At 70.1% G+C, this 21,557-nt stretch carries 16 protein-coding genes; 6 read left to right on the plus strand and 10 right to left on the minus strand.

Features of this window, described 5'->3' with window-relative positions; genetic code table 11:
* Nucleotides 1-72 precede the first annotated feature (72 nt).
* Entirely contained in the window at nt 73-3,435 is a 3,363-nt protein-coding gene (locus tag AC3EO7_RS31315) for an error-prone DNA polymerase (protein WP_435593178.1), read from the minus strand.
* A gap of 135 nt (nt 3,436-3,570) precedes the next feature.
* Nucleotides 3,571-4,026, minus strand: a complete 456-nt coding sequence (locus AC3EO7_RS31320; RefSeq protein WP_431964271.1) for a hypothetical protein — start codon at nt 4,024-4,026, stop codon at nt 3,571-3,573.
* Between the two features lie 153 nt (nt 4,027-4,179).
* Here AC3EO7_RS31320 and AC3EO7_RS31325 point away from each other — a divergent pair, with 153 nt between their 5' ends.
* On the plus strand, nt 4,180-5,163 hold the full coding sequence (locus AC3EO7_RS31325) for an SDR family NAD(P)-dependent oxidoreductase (RefSeq protein ID WP_435593179.1): 984 nt from the start codon (nt 4,180-4,182) through the stop codon (nt 5,161-5,163).
* A gap of 7 nt (nt 5,164-5,170) precedes the next feature.
* On the opposite strand, the gene AC3EO7_RS31330 is transcribed toward AC3EO7_RS31325, so the two are convergent.
* The 4 genes from AC3EO7_RS31330 to AC3EO7_RS31345 all read right to left on the minus strand — a co-directional run bounded on the left by AC3EO7_RS31330 (nt 5,171) and on the right by AC3EO7_RS31345 (nt 8,170).
* Nucleotides 5,171-5,941 (minus strand): hypothetical protein, encoded by a 771-nt coding sequence (locus tag AC3EO7_RS31330; protein ID WP_435593180.1) that lies wholly within the window; start codon nt 5,939-5,941, stop codon nt 5,171-5,173.
* Between the two features lie 91 nt (nt 5,942-6,032).
* Entirely contained in the window at nt 6,033-6,947 is a 915-nt protein-coding gene (locus AC3EO7_RS31335; protein WP_435593181.1) for a ferredoxin family protein, read from the minus strand.
* The gene (locus tag AC3EO7_RS31340; protein WP_431964540.1) at nt 6,944-7,672 is read right to left on the minus strand and encodes an alpha/beta fold hydrolase; all 729 of its coding nucleotides are present in this window, start codon (nt 7,670-7,672) and stop codon (nt 6,944-6,946) included. Before AC3EO7_RS31340 ends, AC3EO7_RS31335 begins: the two co-directional genes overlap by 4 nt.
* Nucleotides 7,673-7,813: 141 nt before the next feature.
* The gene (locus AC3EO7_RS31345) at nt 7,814-8,170 is read right to left on the minus strand and encodes a winged helix-turn-helix transcriptional regulator (RefSeq protein ID WP_435593182.1); all 357 of its coding nucleotides are present in this window, start codon (nt 8,168-8,170) and stop codon (nt 7,814-7,816) included.
* 57 nt (nt 8,171-8,227) lie between these two features.
* Between AC3EO7_RS31345 and AC3EO7_RS31350 the strand changes: the two genes are divergently transcribed.
* Complete coding sequence (locus AC3EO7_RS31350) at nt 8,228-9,100, plus strand: NmrA family NAD(P)-binding protein (protein ID WP_435593183.1); 873 nt, start codon at nt 8,228-8,230, stop codon at nt 9,098-9,100.
* Here the strand turns inward: AC3EO7_RS31350 and AC3EO7_RS31355 are convergent.
* Entirely contained in the window at nt 9,091-10,665 is a 1,575-nt protein-coding gene (locus tag AC3EO7_RS31355) for a DNA polymerase Y family protein (protein WP_435593184.1), read from the minus strand. The genes AC3EO7_RS31350 and AC3EO7_RS31355 overlap by 10 nt on opposite strands.
* Nucleotides 10,666-10,750: 85 nt before the next feature.
* Nucleotides 10,751-11,503 carry a hypothetical protein gene (locus tag AC3EO7_RS31360; protein WP_431964257.1) on the minus strand — a complete coding sequence of 251 codons (753 nt, stop codon included), beginning with the start codon at nt 11,501-11,503 and terminating at the stop codon, nt 10,751-10,753.
* Between the two features lie 329 nt (nt 11,504-11,832).
* On the opposite strand from AC3EO7_RS31360, the gene AC3EO7_RS31365 reads away from it, so the two are divergent.
* Nucleotides 11,833-12,960, plus strand: a complete 1,128-nt coding sequence (locus AC3EO7_RS31365) for a serine/threonine-protein kinase (RefSeq protein ID WP_431964255.1) — start codon at nt 11,833-11,835, stop codon at nt 12,958-12,960.
* A 71-nt stretch (nt 12,961-13,031) separates the two neighbouring features.
* Here the strand turns inward: AC3EO7_RS31365 and AC3EO7_RS31370 are convergent, their stop codons facing one another.
* Both AC3EO7_RS31370 and AC3EO7_RS31375 read right to left on the minus strand, forming a co-directional pair.
* Nucleotides 13,032-13,667, minus strand: a complete 636-nt coding sequence (locus AC3EO7_RS31370; RefSeq protein WP_357407925.1) for a response regulator — start codon at nt 13,665-13,667, stop codon at nt 13,032-13,034.
* A gap of 161 nt (nt 13,668-13,828) precedes the next feature.
* Complete coding sequence (locus AC3EO7_RS31375) at nt 13,829-15,250, minus strand: ATP-binding protein (protein WP_431964253.1); 1,422 nt, start codon at nt 15,248-15,250, stop codon at nt 13,829-13,831.
* 541 nt (nt 15,251-15,791) lie between these two features.
* Here AC3EO7_RS31375 and AC3EO7_RS31380 point away from each other — a divergent pair.
* The 3 genes from AC3EO7_RS31380 (at nt 15,792) to AC3EO7_RS31390 (ending at nt 21,517) form a co-directional block, all read left to right on the plus strand.
* Nucleotides 15,792-16,448 (plus strand): MspA family porin, encoded by a 657-nt coding sequence (locus AC3EO7_RS31380; protein WP_431964251.1) that lies wholly within the window; start codon nt 15,792-15,794, stop codon nt 16,446-16,448.
* A 119-nt stretch (nt 16,449-16,567) separates the two neighbouring features.
* Nucleotides 16,568-20,746 (plus strand): NACHT and WD repeat domain-containing protein, encoded by a 4,179-nt coding sequence (locus AC3EO7_RS31385; protein ID WP_435593185.1) that lies wholly within the window; start codon nt 16,568-16,570, stop codon nt 20,744-20,746.
* A gap of 129 nt (nt 20,747-20,875) precedes the next feature.
* Nucleotides 20,876-21,517, plus strand: a complete 642-nt coding sequence (locus AC3EO7_RS31390; protein WP_435593186.1) for an MspA family porin — start codon at nt 20,876-20,878, stop codon at nt 21,515-21,517.
* Nucleotides 21,518-21,557: the final 40 nt, after the last annotated feature.

Genomic DNA, 21,557 nt, shown 5'->3' on the forward strand with positions numbered 1-21,557 from the left:
AGGGTACCACCCGCAAAACTCGCCACGGTGCGTGCGGCGCCGCCTGGCTGACGCCGATGTGCGTTGACACGCTCACCGGAAGTCGCGCGACTTCCCCTCGATCCGCAGATGCAGCCGCTGAAGGTGTTCCGCGACAACGCTGACCGCGCCCTCCGCGTTCTGCACCCGGCCGCGGATGAGCAGGGCGGTGGCGCCCTGGGCCAAGCGGCGATAGCGGGTCCACAGCCCGACCGAGCAGACCACGTTCACCATGCCGGTCTCGTCCTCCAGGTTGAGGAAGGTGACGCCCGCGGCGGTGGCGGGTCGCTGGCGGTGGGTGACCGCTCCGCCGACCAGCACCCGGGAACCGTCGGGGACGGCGAGCAATCCGGCGGCGGGGATCGCACCGAGCGCGTCGAGCTGGGGACGCAGGAATTCGGTCGGGTAGCTGCCCGGTGAGATCCCGGTGGCCCACACGTCGGCGGCGGCGAGCTCCAGCTCGCTCATACCGGGCAGGGCGGGCGCGGTGGTCGCCGCCCCGGTGCCGGGCAGCCGATCCGCGCGCTCCCCCGCCGCGGCGCCCGCCGCCCACAGCGCCTCGCGCCTGCTGATGCCGAGGCTGCCGAGCGCGCCCGCGGTGGCCAGCGATTCGGCCTGGGCGACGGTGAGCGGCACCCGTCCGGTCAGATCGAGAAACGAAGTGTACGGACCGCTTTCGCGGCGGGCAGCGACGATGCGCTCGGCCGGCTCCGTGCCGAGATGACGAACCGCGGCCAGCCCGAGCCTGACCTCGGAGCCCGCCGCCTCCACGGTGGCGTCGGCGAGACTGGCATTGATGTCCGGACCGTGCACCGCGACACCGTGCCTGCGCGCGTCGGCGACCAGGGATTGCGGGGAATAGAAGCCCATCGGCTGGGCGCGCAGCAATCCGGCGCAGAACGCGGCGGGATAATGCAGCTTGAACCACGCCGAGTAGAACACCAGCGCGGCGAAACTCTGCGAATGGCTTTCCGGGAAGCCGAAATTCGCGAAGGCGTAGAGCTTCTCGTAGATACGGTCGGCGACCTCGCCGGTAATGCCGTGCAGCTCCCGCATGCCCTGGTAGAGACGGGCCTTGATCCGTTCCATGCGCTCCGGTGAGCGTTTGGAACCCATCGCGCGGCGGAGCTGATCGGCCTCGGCGGCGGTGAAACCGGCGACGTCGACGGCCATCTGCATCAGCTGCTCCTGGAACAGCGGAACGCCGAGGGTGCGGCCGAGCGAATTCTCCAGCGCCGGATGGTCGTAGGTCACCTCTTCGCGCTCGTTGCGGCGGCGGATGTACGGATGCACCGAGCCGCCCTGGATGGGACCGGGCCGGATCAGCGCGACCTCCACCACCAGGTCGTAGAAATCGCGCGGCTTCAGCCGGGGCAGGGTGGCCATCTGCGCCCGCGACTCCACCTGGAAGACGCCGACCGAGTCGGCGCGCGAGAGCATTTCGTAGACGGCGGCTTCCTTCAGGTCGAGCTTGTGCAGCTCCACCTCGACGCCCTTGTGCTCGCGCACCAGATCGATCATGTAGTGCAGCGCGGAAAGCATGCCGAGCCCGAGCATGTCGAACTTCACCAGCCCGACCGCGGCGCAATCGTCCTTGTCCCACTGCAATACGCTGCGGCCTGGCATCCGCGCCCACTCCACCGGGCACACGTCGGCGATGGGACGGTCGCAGATCACCATGCCGCCGGAGTGGATGCCGAGATGCCTCGGCAGCCCCTCGATGTCGGCGGCCAAACGCAGGACCTCGTCGGGGATGTCGGTGCCGGTCTCGGCCGCGACGCCGGACCAGCGGCTCACCTGTTTGCTCCACGCGTCCTGCTGCCCGGGCGAGAAGCCCAGCGCGCGTGCGGCATCGCGCACCGCCGACTTGCCGCGATAGGTGATCACATTGGCCACCTGGGCGGCGTATTCGCGGCCGTACTTGGCGTACACGTGCTGGATCGCCTCCTCCCGGCGATCGGATTCGATGTCCACGTCGATATCGGGCGGGCCGTCGCGTTCCGGCGAGAGGAAGCGTTCGAACAACAGCTGATTGGCCACCGGATCGACATTGGTGATGCCGATGGCGAAGCAGACCGCGGAGTTGGCCGCCGAACCCCGGCCCTGGCACAGGATGTCGTTGTCGGCGCAGAAACTGACGATGTCGTGCACCACCAGGAAGTAGCCGGGGAAGCCGAGCTGCTCGATCACCTCGAGCTCGTGTTCGATCTGGCGGTAGGCCGCCGGGTTCTCCCGCGGCGAGCCGTAGCGGCGGCCCGCTCCCGTGAGCGCGAGTTCGCGCAGCCAAGTGTTCTCGTCGTGGCCCTCCGGCACGTCGAAGGGCGGCAACTGGGGCGCGATGAGGCGCAGGTCGAAGGCGCACTCACGGGCCAGCGCCGCGGCATTGGCCACCGCGTCGGGGCAGGCGGCGAACAGCCGCGCCATCTCCGCGCCGGAGCGCAGGTGCGCGCCGCCGGTGGGTGCGAGCCAGCCCGCGATGTCGTCCAGGCTCCGCCTGGCCCGGACGGCGGCCAGCGCCATGGCGCGGCGGCGTTGCGCGGGCGCGGCGAAATGCGCTCCGGTGGTGGCGATCACGGGAAGACCGAGCCGGTCGGCCAGGTCGATCAGGTGGGCGTTGCGCTCGTCGTCCTCCGGGACGCCGTGGTGGGTGAGTTCCACGCCCACCCGTTCGACGCCGAAGCGTTCGGTGAGTTCGCGCAGCGCGGCCTCGGCTCGCACCAGGCGGGTGTCGCCCGCGCGCAAGTCCTCGGCGAGCGCGCGGCGGAGGTGGCCTTTGCGGCAGCCGGTCATGATGTGCCAGTGGCCGCCCGCCGCCGCGGTGAGGACGTCGAGGTCGTAGCGGAGAATGCCCTTCTCCCCCGCGGCCAAGTGGGCGGCGGCGATCTCGCGGGAGAGCCGCCGATAACCCTCCTGGCCGCGGGCCAGCACGAGCAGGTGCGGTCCGGCCGGGTCCGGCTCGCCCGTGCGCGGCGCCGAATCCGGCGCGTCGGCGTGCGTGGCCGCTTCCGTCGCGCGCCGACGCGCGTCCGGCGGTCCCAGCGACAGTTCCGCGCCGAAGACGGTCGTCATCCCCCATTCCTTGGCCGCCTCGGCGAAGCGCACGGTTCCGTAGAAGCCGTCGTGATCGGTGAGCGCGATCGCCTCCAGCCCCAGCCGCACCGCCTCCTCCACCAACTCTTCGGGCTGGCAGGCGCCGTCGAGGAAGCTGTAGGCCGAGTGCGCGTGCAGTTCCGCGTACGGCACCGTCGGGCCGTCTGGGCGCATCGGCTCGGCCACGTACGGCTCGCGCTTGCGCGACCACGCCGGGCTGTCACCGCCGTCGCCCGGGTACATGGCGTCCGGGTTGGTCCGGCCGGGCCGACCGGAGAGCACCCGCTCCAGTTCCGCCCAGGTCGGGGGCCCGTTGCTCCAACCCATGACGTATCACCTCCTCAGTCGAACATACATTCGATAGAAGAGAGACGCGCGCGGGCATCCTCAACGGATACCGAGTCGCAACAGGCGGGCGGCGAACCCCTCATCGATCCGCCGCCCACCCGCTTCCCCGGTCGATCAGTCCCCGCGAACGCGCGCGGTGGAGCCGGCCGCCACCGCGGCATCCACCCGATCCAGCCCGTCGCGAATCATCTCGCCGTAGGCGTCGTCGGCCAGGATCCGCAGGTGGCCGCGCGCGATCGCCAATTGCATTCGCGCGCCGTCGAAGTCGCCGAGCCTGCGGTGACTGTCGGCCAGATTCAGGTACAGCGAGGGCAGGAAGCAGCGCAGGCCCTCGTCCAGCGGGATACCGGGCCCGAACACCGCGGTGAGCGCGCGCTGATCCCAGCTCAGCGCGTCCTCGTCCGCTTCCTGTAGGACGGCTAGATGATGCGCGATCACGCAGCGCTGCAAGGGATCACCGGACGGGTCCAATTCCTCCCACAGCGCGCCGAGCGCACGCCGCGCCGCTTCCGGGTTTCCGCTGCCGAGCCGCACCGCGGCAAAGATGTCCGCCATCCGATCGTCCGCCATGCGCACGAGTATCGCACATATGTTCGATGTATTCGAGGTTCGTTCGGCCATGTCCTCGGGCGTGACGAGCGCCACTTGGCGGGTAAACTTACTTCAGAGTAAGTTCGTGCCAACCCTGGCCGTCTCCGTTGACCGCGACAAAGGAGCAACCCGATGACCCAAGCTTCCGCCGACGACGCCGGTGCGCGCGGGCAGAGCCGACGCAACCGCCGCAACCGGGACCTGACCGGCAGGCACGTCCTCATCACCGGCGCTTCCTCCGGCATCGGCCGGGCCGCCGCGGCGGCCGTGGCCGCCAAGGGCGCCACCGTGTTCCTGCTGGCCCGCCGCGGCGACGAGCTCGCGACCGTGGTCGACGAGATCCGTGCCGCGGGCGGCTCGGCATACGGATACCAGTGCGACGTCACGGATTCCGATTCCGTCGACCACACCGTCAAGACCATCCTCGACGAGCACGGCCACGTCGACATGCTGGTGAACAACGCGGGCCGCTCCATCCGCCGCGCCATCCACCGCTCCACCGACCGCCTGCACGACTTCGAGCGCACCATGGCGGTGAACTACTTCGGCGCGCTGCGCATGACGCTCGCCCTGCTGCCCCAGATGCGCGAGCGCAAGTTCGGCCACGTCGTGCAGATCAGCAGCGCGGGCGTGCAGGTCGCGACCCCCAGATTCGCCGCGTACCTGGCCAGCAAGGCGGCGCTGGACAAGTTCACCGAGGTGGCCGCCGTGGAGACCATGGCCGACGGCGTCACCTTCACCACCATCCACATGCCGTTGGTGCGCACGCCGATGATCACACCGAGCGGCGACCAGGGCCCGTCGGAATCACCGGAATGGGCGGCGGCCACGATCGTGCGCGCGCTCACCGAGCGCCCCAAGCGGATCGACGTCCCGATCGGCACCTTCGCCGAGTACGGCGCGCTGCTCACACCCAAGCTCCGCGACCGCATGCTGCACCGCTACTACCGTGCGCTGCCGGACTCCCCCGCCGCCAAGGGCGAGATCACCGACATCGAGGACGACGTGGAACCCGTTGCCACGCAACCGGAACCGCAGCAGCCATCCACCGCGCGCCGAGTCACCGGCACCGTGCTGCGCCGCGCCGCGCGCTGGGTCCCCGGCACCCACTGGTGACCGGGGACTACCCCAGGACCAGGCGCGGCTCCGGCAGGTAGGCCCGCGCCTGCGAGCGCACGCTGTGCCACATCGCCAGGCCGACGGCGGGCGTGTTGGCGGCGATGTGCAGCTGCCGATTCCCCAGATCCACTACCGCGGGCGTCACCACCGAGCCGAAGCTCATCGGCCGATTGCGCAGCGCCTGCACGGCGGCGGGGTGGACGCGTTCGGATACCAGCGCCGCCACTCCCATCGCGCCGCCCTTCACCCCGAACACACTCCGTCTGCGCTGATTCTTGGCGAAACCGTCCACCTGGCGCGGGAAGTCGTCGACGGCGGCGGGCGAGATCTCCTCCAGCGTGGCGACGCAGAGCACGAGATCGATCGGGTTCAGCGCGGTCGCGATCACCGCGGTGACGCCGACCAGGCTCATCAGCGGACCGACCATGTGCTGCGCGATCTGCATCCGGCCGACGGTCATGTGATGCGTCACCGCGGCGAGATACGCCTTGACCGCTGGGGTGCCTGCGAATTCGAGGTTCGGCTGAGCGGGTGGTGGCGGTTGGTGATAGCCCGGCGGCGGGACCGGGTAGCCGGGCGGCGGAGCCGGGTGCCCATGCGGTGGCGGGGCGGGATAGCCGGGCGGGGCCGGGTGGCCTTGCGGCGGAACGGGATACCCGCCGGGCGGCGGAACTGGAGGCGCACCGTGGGGTTGCGGCGGATATCCCGGCACGCCACCGTGCGGTGGTCCGGGCGGATAACCCGGCATGTTCGATCCCCACGGCGGTGTCGTCATCGCGTCCCTCCCTCGACCGGCTTGTCGTCGGGACATTACCTGCCCCGCGCCGCCCGGCCGCGCCAGCATCCGAAGCACGCCAGCCCGGGGGTCAGGGCAGCGGCTGGATGGGGTCGGCGACCAACGCGGTGACCGGTTTCGGGCCCGCGCCGCAGCTGGCCTGTCGCGGGGCATAGGCGACCGTCCGTGCGGTGACGCGCCAGCGCCTGCCGTCGTGGTGGCAGACGAGCGCGCTGCCCACGTATGTGGGATCTGTTGCGACGGAGTTGTTTTCGGGTTCCGAGCGCACCGTGAGGTCGTCCAGGCCCGCGGCGACCTCGGCGCGCACCGCGAGTTCGGCGACCTGTTCGACGGGATTGTGTCCGCTGCGCCCGCGCAGACCGGTGAGCGCCACCTCGCCGCGGTGCACGGCCGCAACGGCAGCGTTCGCGGCGGCGGCGTCGACGCGCCCGTAGGTGAGTCCCGAAGGCAGCAGCACCATGGCGGGCGCGAAGCGATGGCCGCCGGTGTGCGAGCACTCCCAGACCCGGCCGGGATGAGCGGCCGACAACGCCGCGGCGATGGGGCGACCGAGCATGGCGCAGCACTGATCGCGCTTGCCGTGCGCGCATACCAGGACCAGCGGATCGGTCACCAGTTCCCCGAGGCCCGGCGGCGGACCGTCGAGCAGGTGGAGATCGATGTCGAGCAACTGCTTCAGGTCGGCGATCTCGAGCCGCTCGCACCAGCCGCCTTCGGCGCGCGAGTTGACCAGCAGAACCGTTCGGACTCCGGTGAATTCGCTGCGTCCGGGGCGACGGATCAGGGTCGGGCGCACCCGCGCGGCGGTGGTGCGCGCGGCGAGTTCCGCGGTGATGCCGGGACCGAGCACCTCGTCGCCGATCACGTCACGACCCCACGCGCCGGGATGTTCGACGCAGAGCCATCCGCTCACCCGCGTCGCGGTGCCGGGCAGCGGGACGTCGGCCGAGGCCGACGAACAGGGCAAGCCGTCGAAGGCGTTCACCGCGCGAGGAACGGCAGCACCACGGCCTCGAACTCACGGTACCGGTCGCGATGGATGCTGTGGCCGCAGGAGAACGGGGTGGCGGTGCAGTCGGGAACCAAGTCGAGCAGCACCGCCAGCTTCTCCGGATCGACCATGCCGCCCGGCCCGCCGCGCAGTACCAGCGTGGGTGCGGTGATGTCGGACAGCCGGTCCCACCATTCCGGGTTCGGCTTGCGGAACTGCTCCAGTGCGGTGCGGGTCATCGAGCGGTCGAAGGCCAGCACGGCGCGCGGGTGCCGGATCAGGCTGGTCGTGGCGTGCCAGAGTTCGGGGATGGTGGGGAAACGGCGGGTCAGCCGCAGTTCCTCGTCACCGGAGCGCAGCGGAAGCGGACACTCCTCGATCACCAGCCTGCGCACCAGCTCGGGCCGCTCCTGCGCGACGCAGGACACCGCGTAACCGCCGAGCGAGTGCCCGACGAGATCCACCTGGCGCAGGTCGAGGTGTTCGCACAGGCGCAGCACGTCGGCGCCGAACTCGTCGAATCGGTAGGAATCGGTGTGCGCGCTGCGGCCGTGCCCACGCAGATCCGGGATGATCACCCGTCGCCCGGTCCGCGCCAACCGGCGCGCGAAGCGATCCCAGGTGTGCCCGTCCCCGCCCATCCCGTGCACCAGCACGACGGGCGTGTCGTCGACCGCCCCCGAATCACGAAAGGCGATCTGCACCCCACCGAACGCCATCCGGGCAACCGTCAGATCCACGATGTTCGAGGGTACCGACCACCACCCGGCCGCCACCCAGGATTTGTCGGCAGTATCACAGCGGCCGAACGCCGTCCGAGCGACGCCGAACTCGCCGGAAGGCACCGTTCGGCGCGGCTGTCAGTCCTCGACGAGAGGGTGTTCCTCGCCCCACTTCAACATGGCGTAGAAGATGTCGCTGAGACTCTCGCCGTCTTCGGTGAGCTGATAGACGACGCGGGGCGGGACTTCGGCATAGACGGTGCGGGTGAGGATCCGCTGGTGTTCGAGGGCGCGGAGGCGATCGGTGAGGGTCTTGGCACTCGGCGAACCGAGTGCCGCGCGCAGGTCGCCGAAGCGCTTGGGGCCGGACAGTAGTTCTCGGACGATCAGCGTCGTCCACTTTCCGTCCAGGACCTTCAGCGTGCGTTCTACACCGCAGCCAGAACAAGCGGCTTCTTGCAAGCGTTTCAGCTGCTCAACGCCAATAGTTCCCATTGGAAAACTATATCACTTTCTAGGTATTGCTTCATTCTGGAAACTAACGTCGCGAGCATGAACACATCAACCGTGATCGTCCACGGCGCGACCGGAACGCAGGGCGCGGCCATCGTCCGCGGGCTGCTGTCGGCGGGGCACCGCGTCCGGGGCATCGTCCGCTCTTCTTCTACCCGGCTGCATCCGGATGCCGAGCCGGTCCAGGCCGATCTACTCGAACCCGAGTCGCTGGCCGCCGCGTACGCGGGCGCCGACGCCGTGATCGTGCAGTTGCCGCTGGTCTTCACCGACCTCGCCGTCCGGCAGGCCGAGTCCGTGCTGGCCGGACTCCGCAAGGCAGGCGTGCGGCGAGTCGTTCTCAATACCGGCAGCGTGATGCCGCCCGCGCCCGTCGGCGTGCCGTTCGTGGATGCCCGCGTGCTGCTGTCCGCCGAACTGTCCCGCGACATCGAGGCGGCCACGGTGGTCGCACCCGCTCGGCAGTACATGGAGAACCTCGTAGCGCCCTGGTCCGCCCCGCTCGTGCGCGCCGGAGAGATCGCCTACCCGCTGCCGCGGGAAATACCCGTCCCATGGGTCGCGCTGGACGATCTCGGCGCAGCCGTCGCGGCCTTGATCACTGCGACGGCTCGACCCCCGCTGCGAATCGTGGCGGGCCCACAGGCACTGACGGGAGACGAGGTCGCCGCCGAACTCAGCGCAGCCCTCGGACACCCGGTGCGGTGGAATTCCATATCTCCCACCGCTTATCGGGAGATGCTCGCCCCGCACCTCGGGATCGAGGCCGCCGAAGGCGTCGCCTCGGTATACACACCGCCACCCCCGGGAGCGCCGACACCTCCGGAACCCGATCCGTCGGTGCTCGAGACCGGAGCCACCAGCCTGCGTGACTGGACGGCGCGCCAGGACTGGCGGGCGGATCAGTCGTAAAGTCCCTCGGCTCGCCACGACTCGTCGCTGTAGACGAGCAGCAACACCCGGACCTCGCCCGCGTCGCCGCCCAGCTGAACCTGGGCGCGGGCCGCCGCGGCGGAATCGGGGACCCACCAGTGCTCGTCCATCGGCCACGGTCCGGCCCAGCCCGCCAGCGGCCAGCTGCGGCTGCCCCAGTGCAGGCGGGCCGGGTCGGCGGTGAACAGGCCGCGCTCGGTGACCAGGACCGGCGTTCCGTCGGCCGCCTCCAGGCGCACAACGGGACGGTTCAGCAGCAGCACCGCGGGGGCGGGTTCCGGTAGCCGGCCGGGCCATGGCAGCTCCGGATCGGCCGCGGGCACCCGTTCGTCACCGAGCACGACCATGGTGACGCGTTCGGCGGGACCGCGGCCGCCGCTGAGCACTCCCACCTGGACCGCCTCGCCGCCGAGCAGTCCCTGCACCCGGACCAGGGCGCGGCGGGCGCGCTCGTCCTCCTCGCCGACGCCGCCCCACAGACCGAGTTGCAGCGCGCCCGCCCGCACGACCTCCACGGGTTCCAGGCGCAGCAATGTAACCGGTGCGGTGGGGCGATCGCGGCGGGTCAGCCAGCCGTCGAGCTGCCAGCGCACCCGGTCGGCGGTGTCCTCGGGGGTGAGCGGCTCGGCGCACCGCCAGATCCGGGAGAGCTGTTCGCCCGCTTCGGTTTCGGCGAACACCGCGAGCCGGGTGCAGGCCAGCGCGGCGTCGGACAGCTTGGCGTGCAGCCGGGTGGCGAGCATGCGTCCCGCGAAGGCGGCCGCGTCGACCCGGTCGATCGGCGGGTCGCAGCGCTGCTCCACCGCGAGCTCGGGCGGCGGGCGGCGCGCGGCGGGCGGGCGTTCCGGGACGGCGCGCGCGCTGCGATGCGCGAGCACGGCGTCCGCGCCGAAGCGGGAGGCGACCTCGGCGGGGCCGAGCGCCGCGAAATCACCGATCCGGCGTAAACCCAAGCGGTGCAACAGGTCCACCAGCTCGGCGCGCTCCGGCGCGGCCAGGCTCGGCTCCAGCGCGAGTTCGGACACCACGAGCGGCGCCAGGAATTCCGCGCCCTCGCCGCACGGCACGATCGCCCCGCGCCGCGCCGCGATCACCGCCGTGGACAGCTCGTCGGCGATGCCGATCTGCGCCTCCACCCCGACCGCGGCCACCGCGTCGACCAACCGTTCGGCGGCCGCCTCCTCGGACCCGAAGAACCGGGCCGCCCCGCGCGCGCCGAGCACGAGCAGCCCGGGCCGCAGCACCTCCACGCCGGGCACCGTGGCGTCCACGGCCGCGACCACCGGCTCGAACAGTCGCGCATCCCGATCCGGATCCGCCTGCACCAGAAACAATTCCGGGCACCGCGCCTGCGCCTCTCTGCGTCGCAGCCCGCGCCGCACCCCCTCGGCCCGCGCCACCGCCGAGCACGCCACCACCCGATTGGCGGACAGCACCGCCACCGGCCGCGTCGGCGGCAGCTCGGCCACGGCCGCCGCCGCGACCGCGGGCCAGTCCTGACACCACACCGCGAGCACCCGCGTCGCGCCACGCGGCCGGATCACGGTGCCGCACCACCACTCTGGACACCACGGCGGTCGCCGCACCGCTCCTCTCGGAGACGCCGCGTGGCGCCGGTCTCCGGGTGACTCATGACGCCGCACCCCGCGCGATCGGCAGTTCGACGGGCGCGGGCGAGGTCTCCTGGGCGAACCATTCGACACGACCACCGCTGGGGCGCAGTTCGACTCGTCCGCGCCGAGGCAGGCTCGCCCGGTGCCGCGCCTCGACCTCGAGGCTGAGGGAACGCAGGCGGCCGTGTCCGGTGCCGAGACCGACGTATCCGGCGATACGGGCGTCGAGGCGCAGAGTGGGGTTGGGCCAATCGCCGTCGGCGACGATCAGGGTGGCGCCCTTGCTGCGGGCGCGAGCGGCGAGCACGCGGGTGCGCGCCGGGGGGACGGCGACGCCGCCGAGCCCGAGTACGACCAGGTCGAGGCCGTCCAGCAGCACCGCGGCCACCTCGACCGGGTCGGGGCCGGGATCGGCGATCACGGCCAGCCGTGCCAGCTCGGCGCCCATCTCCGCCGCCGCGAGCAGACCGAATCTCGGCACCCCGACGACCGCGGCGTGCCCGCCGTGCTCGGTCACCGCGGCGAGCAGACCGGCGAGCAGCGAACGCGCCCCCGTGTAGGCGACCACGGAACCCTTGCCGAGACCGCCCTCCGGCAACAATTCCGCAAGGGCCCGGGGCACCGGTAGCGGTTCGCGGCGCATGTCCTCGGCATGCGGGACGCGCGCGGCCGCCGACTCGCCGCGGCCGGGGATGGCGGCCATCCGACTGCGCAGCTCGGCCAGCTTCTGTTGTCTATCTGTCTCCCCCACCCGCACGTCCGAACCCATCACAACCACCTACTTCCCACGATGGACTCCGAGGCGAAGCGAGCGGACCGACCCCACCTCCACGCGGAGGAACGGAAGCCAGCACCGATCCAGCTATCGATCTCTGATCGAATATACGTTCGATACGCCTCAAGTAGAAACCCACCCCCGGAATGCCGTCAAGAGCACCGGACGCGCCCGGGATCACCGCGCACCCCGCGCCCGGCTTTTTCCGGCGCCGAACGCCAGGCCGCCCGAAAAGCGAGGTATCGCCGTAACTTGTTCTCGCACCGCCACTTGTCGGCGCAAGAGGCGCGGCGACGCGGGGATATTCGGATACCCTGCACACCATGATCGATCGCCCCCGTCCCATCGTCGGCCCCGAGTATCTGGTCGCAGGCCGCTACCGCCTGAAGTCCAAGCTCGGCGGCGGCGGCATGGGCGCGGTGTGGCTCGCGCACGACCGGCTGCTCGACCGGGAGGTCGCCATCAAGCAGGTGCTCTCCACCGCCGAACTGCCCGAGGCCGAGGCCACCGAGGTGCGCAATCAGATCATGCACGAGGGCCGGGTCGCGGCGAAGCTGTCGCATGAGCACGCCATCGCCGTCTACGACGTGGTGCTCGAAGCGGGCGAGCCATGGCTGGTGATGGAACACCTGCCCTCGCGCAGCGTGGCGCGGGCGCTGGCGCTGGTCGACACGCTGCCGGTGATCGAGGTCGCACAGATCGGCGCCCAGGTCGCCGACGCGCTGGCCGCCGCGCACGCCGTCGGCATCGTCCACCGCGACATCAAACCGGGCAACATCCTCGTCGCCGACCGCGGCCAAGCCGTCGGCATGGCCAAGCTCAGCGACTTCGGCATCTCGCGCGGCGCAGGCGAGATCTCCGACGAGCCGGACGGGATCATCACCGGCACCCCCGCCTACCTCCCGCCCGAGGTGGCGCGCGGCGCGCAGCCGACCGAGGCCAGCGACGTGTTCTCGCTCGGCGCGACGCTGTACACCGCGATCGAAGGACAGCCACCGTTCGGCTTGGACGAGAACAGCGACGTCCTGGTGGAGCGCGCCGCGATGGCCCAGATCATTCCGCCCTCGCGCAGCGGCATCCTCACCAACGCCCTGCTGCACATGATGGAGCCCGCGCCGCAGCGCAGGCCGACCATGGCCGAGGCACGCGACGAAATCCTCACCGCCGCTTTCGGTCCCGGTACCGGGCCGTATATCCTCGGCACCCCCGTGCGCACCGAAGACGGCACCATCCCGCCCTGGGCGGCACGGAATTCGGCCTCGGGCCTACGCAGCCCGCACTCGGCCCCTCTCCCCCGCCCTCACCGCACCGCTCCCAACCCCAGAGCCACTACTCCTGCCGCCCCCCAGCGCGCTCCCAAATCCCAACCCAACAACGCCCCCCTGGCCATAGCCATCGGCCTCTTCATCGGCCTGCTCATCATCATGGGCATCATCATCATCGCGCTGTAACGGCACATCGCAGACGTTCCACACGCCTCGCAGGGGTATCCGCTGCGAAGCGTGTGGAAGGTTTGCGAGGACTAATCGATGCGGCGGCGATGCGCCCAGCGGGTGAGGGCATTGCGATTGGACTGCTGGGTTTTGCGGAGCACGTTGGAGGCGTGCGTCTCGACGGTCTTCACCGAGATGAAGAGGTTCTCGGCGATCTCGCGGTAGGTGTAGCCGCGGGCGAGCAGGCGCAGGACCTCGAGTTCGCGCGGAGTCAGCGAGTCGAGTTCCGGGTCGAGCGGCGGTTCGGGGACCGGGGACTTACCGGTGAACGAGTCGAGCACGAATCCGGCCAGTCGCGGGCTGAAGACGGCGTCACCACCGGCGACCCTGCGGATGCCGTCGGCGAGTTCGGCGCCGGAGATGGTCTTGGTGACGTAGCCGCGTGCGCCGGCGCGGATCACCGCGATCACGTCCTCGGCGGCGTCGGACACGCTGAGCGCCAAGCACACCGGGCCGTCCTCGATACCCGCCAGCACCGCGACGCCACCGCCGTCCGGCATGTGCACGTCGAGCAGCACCACGTCCGGACGGGTGGACTTGATCCCGGCGATGGCCTCGGACACGCCGCCCGCCTCGCCGACCACCTCCATGTCGGCCTCGCGGCTCAGCTCCGCGCGCACACCCGAACGGAACACGGCGTGATCGTCGACGAGAAAGACCCGCACGCTCACCTGCTTCTCCTCACCTTCGGTGGAGCGACCCACCCTGACTGCGCCGACCCACCAGGAGGAGGTCCGCATTCCATCGGTACCACACCGCGGGCCCGGCCACGACGTTGTCCATCGCCCGCGACTCGACCGAGTGCGACCGCTTGCCGGTTCCGCGACTACTTTCCGGACCGCACCGACTGCCTGACGCGCTCGGTCGGCGGATCGCCGGCCCCCGCGGCGTCGGTGACCGCGCCCTCGTGCGCCCCGGAGTCGCTGCGCGGCATGAAGATCCGCACCTCGGTGCCGCGACCGGGAGTCGACAGGATCTCCACTTGGCCGCCGCGGCGTTCGATCCGGCCGCGGATGGATTTGGCGAGGCCCTGCCGGTCCTGCGGCACCGCGGCGACGTCGAATCCGGCGCCGCGGTCGCGCACGAAGACGCTCACCTGGTGCGGCTCCGCCTCGGCGAACAGATCGATGGTCGGCACGCCCGCGTGCTTGGCGGCGTTCACCATCGCTTCCCTGCTGGCGCCGAGCAGCGCGGTGAAATGTTCCTTGGGCAGGCCGTTTCCGGAGTCGTCGACGTCCATCGAGACATCACCGACCGTCACGGGGGTGACCTTGACGCCGTGCTGGTCCTCCACCTCGCCCGCGATCGTGCGCAGCGCCGCGGCCAGGCTCGACTGCGCGGGACCGGAATCCTCGAACAGCCACCTGCGCAGTTCCCGCTCCTGGCTGCGGGCCAGCCGCGCCACCTCCTGCGGGTCGTCCGCTTGACGCTGGATCAGGGCCAGGGTCTGCAACACGGAATCGTGCAGATGCGAGGCGATCTCCTCGCGTTCCTCGTTGCGGATGCGGGCCGCGCGCTCGGTGTTCAGCGCGCGCATCATGCGCAGCCACAGCGGGACGGTGAGCAGTCCGGCGCCGATCAGGGTGACCGCCACCGCGATCAGCGCGGAACCGAGCGAGCTCAGGTCGATCCTGGCCAGCACGACGACGCCGAGCCCGAGCACCACCATGGTGGCGCCCGCGACGACGCGCGCCCAGGTGATCACCGAGGGGTGGGCGGGCAGGCCGAGCAGCGAACGGGGGCCGTCGGTGTCGTATTCGCGCCAGACCAGCGCGGCGCCTACCGCGACGACGACGATCGGCACGATCACCTTCGCCGCGACGGTGCCGTTCATCAACCACGAGACCGCCACCGAGAGACCGAGCCCGAGCAGCGCGAGACCGATCGCCTGGCGTCGCTCGGTGCCGGTCGGCTTGGCCGAATCGGCGCCGCTCGGGGTGAAGATCCACAGCAGGCCGTAGGCGATGATGCCCGCCCCCGCCAGCGCGGAAAGCAGCACGAATGCCATCCGCACCTTGAACACGTCGAGCCCGAGGTGGTCGGCGAGACCGCCTGCGACACCGCCGACGATCCGTCCGCCGGACCGGCGCACCAGCCGCAGCTGCGGATGTCTGCCGAGATCGAGCACCGGGGCGGGTCCGAGACCGCGCCCGCCGCCGAAGCTGCGGGAGGCGTCGTACCCGGGCGCGCTCCCGAAGCCCGGAGCGGCGCCGCGGGCAGCGTCGAACGCGGGACCAGTCGGGTGCATGCTTCGATACTGGCACGCTCCCCCGACCCCGGCCATCAGGAATCACCCTGATCTCGCCCTCATCCCTGCGGGGATCGCGAACCGGGCACACCACGTTGTCCTTCTGGACCGACTATCCCGTTGAACTGCGGAAATCAAAGGTCCACCGGTTCGCCCGGCCTGCTGACCGATTCCGGTACGCAGAACCGCCCCGCCGAAACCCGGACTTTCCGGTCCAGCCGGAGCACGATCCGGACGCACCACGCCGTCCGGACCGGACAAAGAACCCTGTTGAGCTGCGGAGATGCAAGCATCCGCCGAGTTGTCGCCCGGCCGTCGAGCCCGACCGGCGGCACGGGCCCGCCCACTCGCCTCGCCGGTCCGGAAAACCCGCACCGACGCCGCGACCAGGGCTTTCCCGCTCACGACCCGCTTGCGGCGCTGGGCCCGGACATCGACCGCCCCATACCTTTCCGTTGGGTCGCCGAAGACCCGGTCACCACCGGGATCACCCGGTTCGATCACCCGCATTTCGGCGGGAAAGCACTTCGGGGAGGAACACATGAAGTACATATCGGTATTCGCGTCGCTGTTCTCGGCCGCCGTCCTGGTGGTCTGCATGATCCTTACGGGGAGCCCGTTCGCCGGGGCGGCACCGATGGCGCCGCACGAGAAGACGGTCGAAGGGCCGAACGGATTCCGGTTCACCGTCGGACACTCCGATCAGGCCTTCCATCCGGTGGCCCCGCTGAACGGCATACCGACCAATCGGGAGGTGTTCCTCGACGACACGTTCTACGGCCGGATCGACGCGGGCGGGACCGGAACACTGAAGGCCGGATACCTGGTCGCCTGTGCGGTCGACCTGACCGTCGGCATCGACCTCGGCGCGGCGATCGGCTTCGACGCGGGATTCCAGGTCGGCGGCTCCAGCAGCGGCGACTCGGCCTCGTCGAGCGTGGACGCGAGCCTCGGCCCCGACCTGCACATCGGCGCGAGCATCGACCTGTCGATCACGCCGGGCAAGGTCCAGCCCTTCGAGGTCGGTACCAAAGAGCTGCCGCCCGGCGGCACCGGCTACCTCGTCAGCCGCGATTTCCACGTCTCGGTGCAGGATTGCGGCGGTCCGCTCACCATCCGCTCGTACACGATCGTCGACGCGCAGTCGTCGGAAGTCAGCGGGCGCGAAGCGGTCTACGGCGACCCGATCTTCCTGTGAGGTCGAGATGGAAGGCGGTGCGCGATGCGGCGCACCGCCTCTGTCGAGGAGGTGAGCGGCGGCCCGGCCGGGTAAATTGTCCCTGTGTTCGTACCGCCCAAACGTTTCCGTGGGCACGCGTGACAGGGGACGCGCTGCGGGGGGAAATTCGTTCGCCACGAGCGATTTTCGCTGAACGATTCGCCGACCTGTATGCCGCTGCGGGCAACCCGACGCTGCGCAGGGTCGCCGCCCAGGCGGAGAACCGCATGCGGGCCGCCGCGGCGGCGAACCCGGCGTCCGCCCAGCGGATCAGCGACTGGAAGGCGGGCCGAAATGTGCCCGCCCGCTTCGAGTCCCTGCTGCCGGTGGTGCTGACGCTCATCGATCTCGCCAAGAAACGCGGCACCGCGCTGCCCGCGAAACTCGCGGACCCGCAGGAGTGGAAGCGGCTGTGGACCGCGTCGAACTCGTGGACGCCCGACGACGCCGACGACGCCGTGTGCCCCTACCTCGGCCTCCAGTCCTATCGAAACACCGACAGCGACATCTTCTTCGGGCGCGAGCGGGTGACCGAGGAGCTCACCGAGCTGGTACGGAACACTGGGCGCGACGGTGGCGGAATCGTCACGCTCATCGGCGCATCGGGAGCCGGTAAGTCTTCGCTGCTCGCGGCGGGGTTGTCGTCCGAACTCGCACGGGGACAAGGTAACTGGCACATCGTCACAGTGACGCCCGGCGCGCATCCGCTGGACTCGTTGACGAAGGCCCTTGGCGGGCAAGAGAAGAACGCCGCGAGCACGGAAACGGCAAAGTTTCCTGGCGTACAGGACAGGGACGTCGCGGACACCGACTCGGCGAAGCCCTCGGGCGCGCAAGGCAAGAACTCTGTCCACACCAACTCGGCGAAAGTATTCGGCACGGAGGACAAGGACTCCGCTGGCATCGCCTCGGCGAAGACTGTTGGCGTGCTGGGCGAGAACTTCGCGAGCACCGACGCGGTGAAAGCATCCGGCGAGGACCGCGCCGCCGCGACTAGGTCGACCGATGGATCGCTCCTGCTGATCATCGACCAATTCGAAGAACTGTTCACCGTCTGCGCCGACGAACAGGAGCGCGACGAGTTCCTGGCGCTGCTCGATCGGCACGCCACACAGACCGACAACGTCGCCGTCGTGCTCGCCCTGCGCGCCGACTTCTACGCCCGCTGCCTCGACTATCCCGTTCTGCAAGAGTCCCTGGAAAAGCGCAGCTATCTGCTCGGCCCCATGCGCGTCGACGAGCTCACCGAGGCGATCACCGGCCCCGCCGAACGCGCGGGACTGAAACTCGAACCCGGACTCGACGAACTCGTCATCACCGAACTCTGCGGCCTCGGCGACCATCGGACCCGCCAGAGCTACGACCCTGGCGCCTTGCCGCTCCTCTCCCACGTCATGGCCGCCACCTGGCAGCACCGGGAGGGACGCAAACTGACCGTCGCGGGCTATCGCGCGGCGGGCGGTGTGGTCGGCTCCGTCGCCGCGACCGCGGAACAGGCGTGGAGCGAACTGTCCGATCCGCAGCAGTCTGCCGCGAAGGACGTCCTGCTCGGACTCGTCACCGTGGCGCGCGACTCCCGCGACACCCGGCGCATCGCGGTGCGCCCCGCACTCCAGCAGCGCAGTCCCGACCCGCTCTCCGCCGCCACGGCGCTGGAATTGCTCGTGCGCACCCGGCTTGTGACGTTGGACGCCGACTCGGTGTTCCTCACCCACGAGATCGTGCTCGACGCCTGGCCGCGACTGCGCGCCTGGATCGATGAGAACCGGGTCGGCTATCTGGTGCGGCAGCGGGTGGAAGCCGATGCGGTCGAATGGGATTCGATGGGGCGTGATCCGGCGCTGCTGTATCGGGGGTCCCGGTTGGAGGCGGCGCTCGACCACGCCGTGGCGGCCGACGGGGTAGTCCACGACTTCCTGCACGCCTCGCGCGCATCGCGCGGCCGGACCCGCCGACGCACCTCGCTGACCCGGCTCGGTCTCGCGTTGGCGGGAGTGGTGCTGTTGGTGCTCGGCCTCACCGCCTACACCCAGACCGAATTCGGGGAACGACAGCGTGCGGAGAAGAATTTCGCCGCCGTGCTGACCGAGGCTCAGCGCCTGCGCGCCATCGATCCCTCGCTGTCCGCGCAGCTCTATCTCGTCGCCGAACGGATGCGGCCCGGCGACGAGGCGGTGCGAACCCAGCTGCTCAGCACGCAGAATCAACCACTCGCGACCACCGTCTCGGCCCACGTCAACGGGTACGTCGAGGTGACTCAGCAGCCAGGGGGTGCGCTGTTGGCCTCGGTCGACCACGACCGCGTCGCCTACCTGTGGGACACGCGCAACCCACAGCACCCCCGCAAGCTGACGCAGCTCCCCGGCAAGATCTCGCATGTCGGGTTCAGTCCGATCCGTCGCGTGATGGCGACGAGCGGCAACGAGGTCACGCGGCTCTTGGACATCTCCGAGCCGGGCACACCACGACAGTTGGCCGAGCTGCCGCGCGCCGAGGCTGGACCGTACGTGGCCACGAGCTTCAGTGCGGACGGCAACATCCTCGCCGCCGTGAACGCCGACTCGGTCACGCTGTGGAACGTCACCGATCCCGTTCGCCCACAGCTTCGGCAGGTGCTGCCGCTTGGACGAGACATCAGTGCCGACGTGCTGTTCAGCCCCACCGAGCCGGTGTTGGCCGTCCTGACGAACAAGCTGTCTACGACTACGCTGCCCAGCGACGGGCGGATTCAGCTGTGGGACGTCGGCCGCCCCGAGGGCATCGTGCCGATCGGATCGCCGATCGAGGCCGACACGGCGGCACTGCGCCACATGGACTTCCGCCCGGACGGGCGAATTCTCGCCGTCGGCACGGGCGACGGGTCGCTGCGACCCAACCGGCAGGCGGAACAGGCGGCGGTGAGGCTGTGGCGGGTCGGGCGAGATATATCGCCCGCACCGATCAGCGCACCGGTGGATATCGGCGAGTTCGTCCTGTCGTCGTTCGCCTTCAGCCCGGACGGCCTGGTGCTCGCAGTCGCCACCACCAAACGGGCGGCACTGTGGACCGTAGCGGATCCGTCCCGGCCCGCACCTATCGACGAGCCGCTGGCGATCAGTCCGGTGACCTGTCGGTACTCGAACGGCTTGGCGATGCCCTGCCGCGGCGGTCCCACCGACCTGGCGTTCGGTTCCGACGGGCGGACCCTGACAGCGAGCGGCCCGGACGGCAACCTGCGCGTCTGGTCGATGCCGCCTGGACTGGTGTCGGGCGCGGCAGAGAAGTCGGCTTTTCCGTTCTTCGACGCGGCAGGCCACCGCGCGGTCACCTATTCGGGCGCTGACGCGAGCGAGATCTGGGACACCCGAGATCCGTTGCGGTGGCGGCTGCTAGGTCGCTTCACGCACCAATCCGGCAGCTACCCGTCCAAGGTCAGCCCAGACGGCACTACCCTGCTCATCACTTCGCTCGGACGCCCCATCGCGCTGTATGACATCTCCGATCCGGCGAACGTGCGTCGTCTCGGCGACTGGGCGAAAATGCTGGAGAGCACCGACCACTACGCGATCCGGCCGGATTGGCGGGTCGCCGTGACGTCACACGACGACTCGCTCCAAGTGTGGAGCCTCCAGGATCTCGCCAACCCCACCCCGCTCGGCGAAAAGGTGTCGGTCGCCGGCGCGAGAGACATCGCATTCAGCAGCGACGGCAGCCTCCTCGCGGTCCGCACATTAGTGCCGGGCCATGTCGTGTGGGAGCCACTCACGTTGTGGGACTTCGCCGATCCGCTACGACCTATCCCGCTCGGCAACGCCCTTCCCGACCTGGACACCAACCTGAGCACCGCACAGTTCGCTCCCGATGGCCGGACGATGCTCCTGGTGAACAACCAGCTGATGCAGGTGTGGGACATCGGCGACCGCAGCCACATCCAACCGATCAGCGCGCCGATCGTCGCGGACAGCCTTTCGGTCGACCGTATCTCCTTCGCCGCAGACTCCCGCAGCGCCGTCATCACAGGTGGCGACAGCCGAATAACCCTGTGGGACTTGACAGATCACGCCAATCCTCGACAGGTCGGCGCCCCCATTGCACCGCCGCGCGACGGCGAGAACTGGACCGCCCAATTCCTCCCCCACGGCAACCACCTCGTCATCTCCGGCGGAGGGCTGCGCGTCTGGGACCTCGACATCTCCCATGCCATCGATCGAATCTGCAACGTCACCGGCTCCCTACTGACCGAGGACCTCTGGCAACGCCACCTCCCCCAACTCCCCTACCGCCCACCCTGCTCCTGAATCACACCCTCTTACAGGGACTTTCCAAGCATTCCTTCAGGACCGCCGACCATGCTGAAAGCGACCACGGGGGCAGTCCGTGGTCGCGCCGGGTAGGGAGCCCGGGCGTGGAACGAGGGGGATACCCGTATGTATGGGAAGTCTGGGCTGGCCGCTGTCGCGATCGCGGTGGGTTGCCTCTCGGGGCTCGCACCGCAGGCGGCGGCGGTCGATCTCGCACCGCACGAGAAGACGTACTCCGCCCCGGGCGGGCTGGAGTTCACGGTGGGCCACACCGAGCACGCGGCCCGGCCGACGGGATCGCTGAACGGCATGCCGACGAATCGGGACGTGTTCCTGGACAATACGTTCTACGGGCAGGTGTCGGACGGAACCGGTCACCTGAAGACCGGGTACTTCGTGGCCTGCGCGGTCGACCTGAAGGCAAAGCTCGATCTCGGGGCCGAGGTCGGCATCGACGCGGATGCGAACGCGCACCTGGGTTTGACGCCGGAGTCGCTGCTGCCCGGGGTGGACGTGAGCGTCGGGCCGTACCTGAGCGCGGGGATCGGCGTCGATCTCTCGATCAGCCCGGGCAAGGTGGTCGACATGCCGGTCGGCGAGAAGGAGCTGCTGCCAGGGAGCACGGGGTACGTGTTCAGCCGGGACCGGCGCGTCCACGTCGAGGATTGCGGCGGGCCGTTGACGGTGCAGGCTTACGCGATCATCACGGCGGAAACGCCGGAGGTGACCGCGGACGGCGCGGTGTTCGGGGATCCGTTCACGATGTGATCGCCGGGGCCCGCGCCCGCCCGTCCAACCGGATCAGGAT

The sequence above is a fragment of the Nocardia sp. bgisy118 genome (assembly GCF_057708605.1).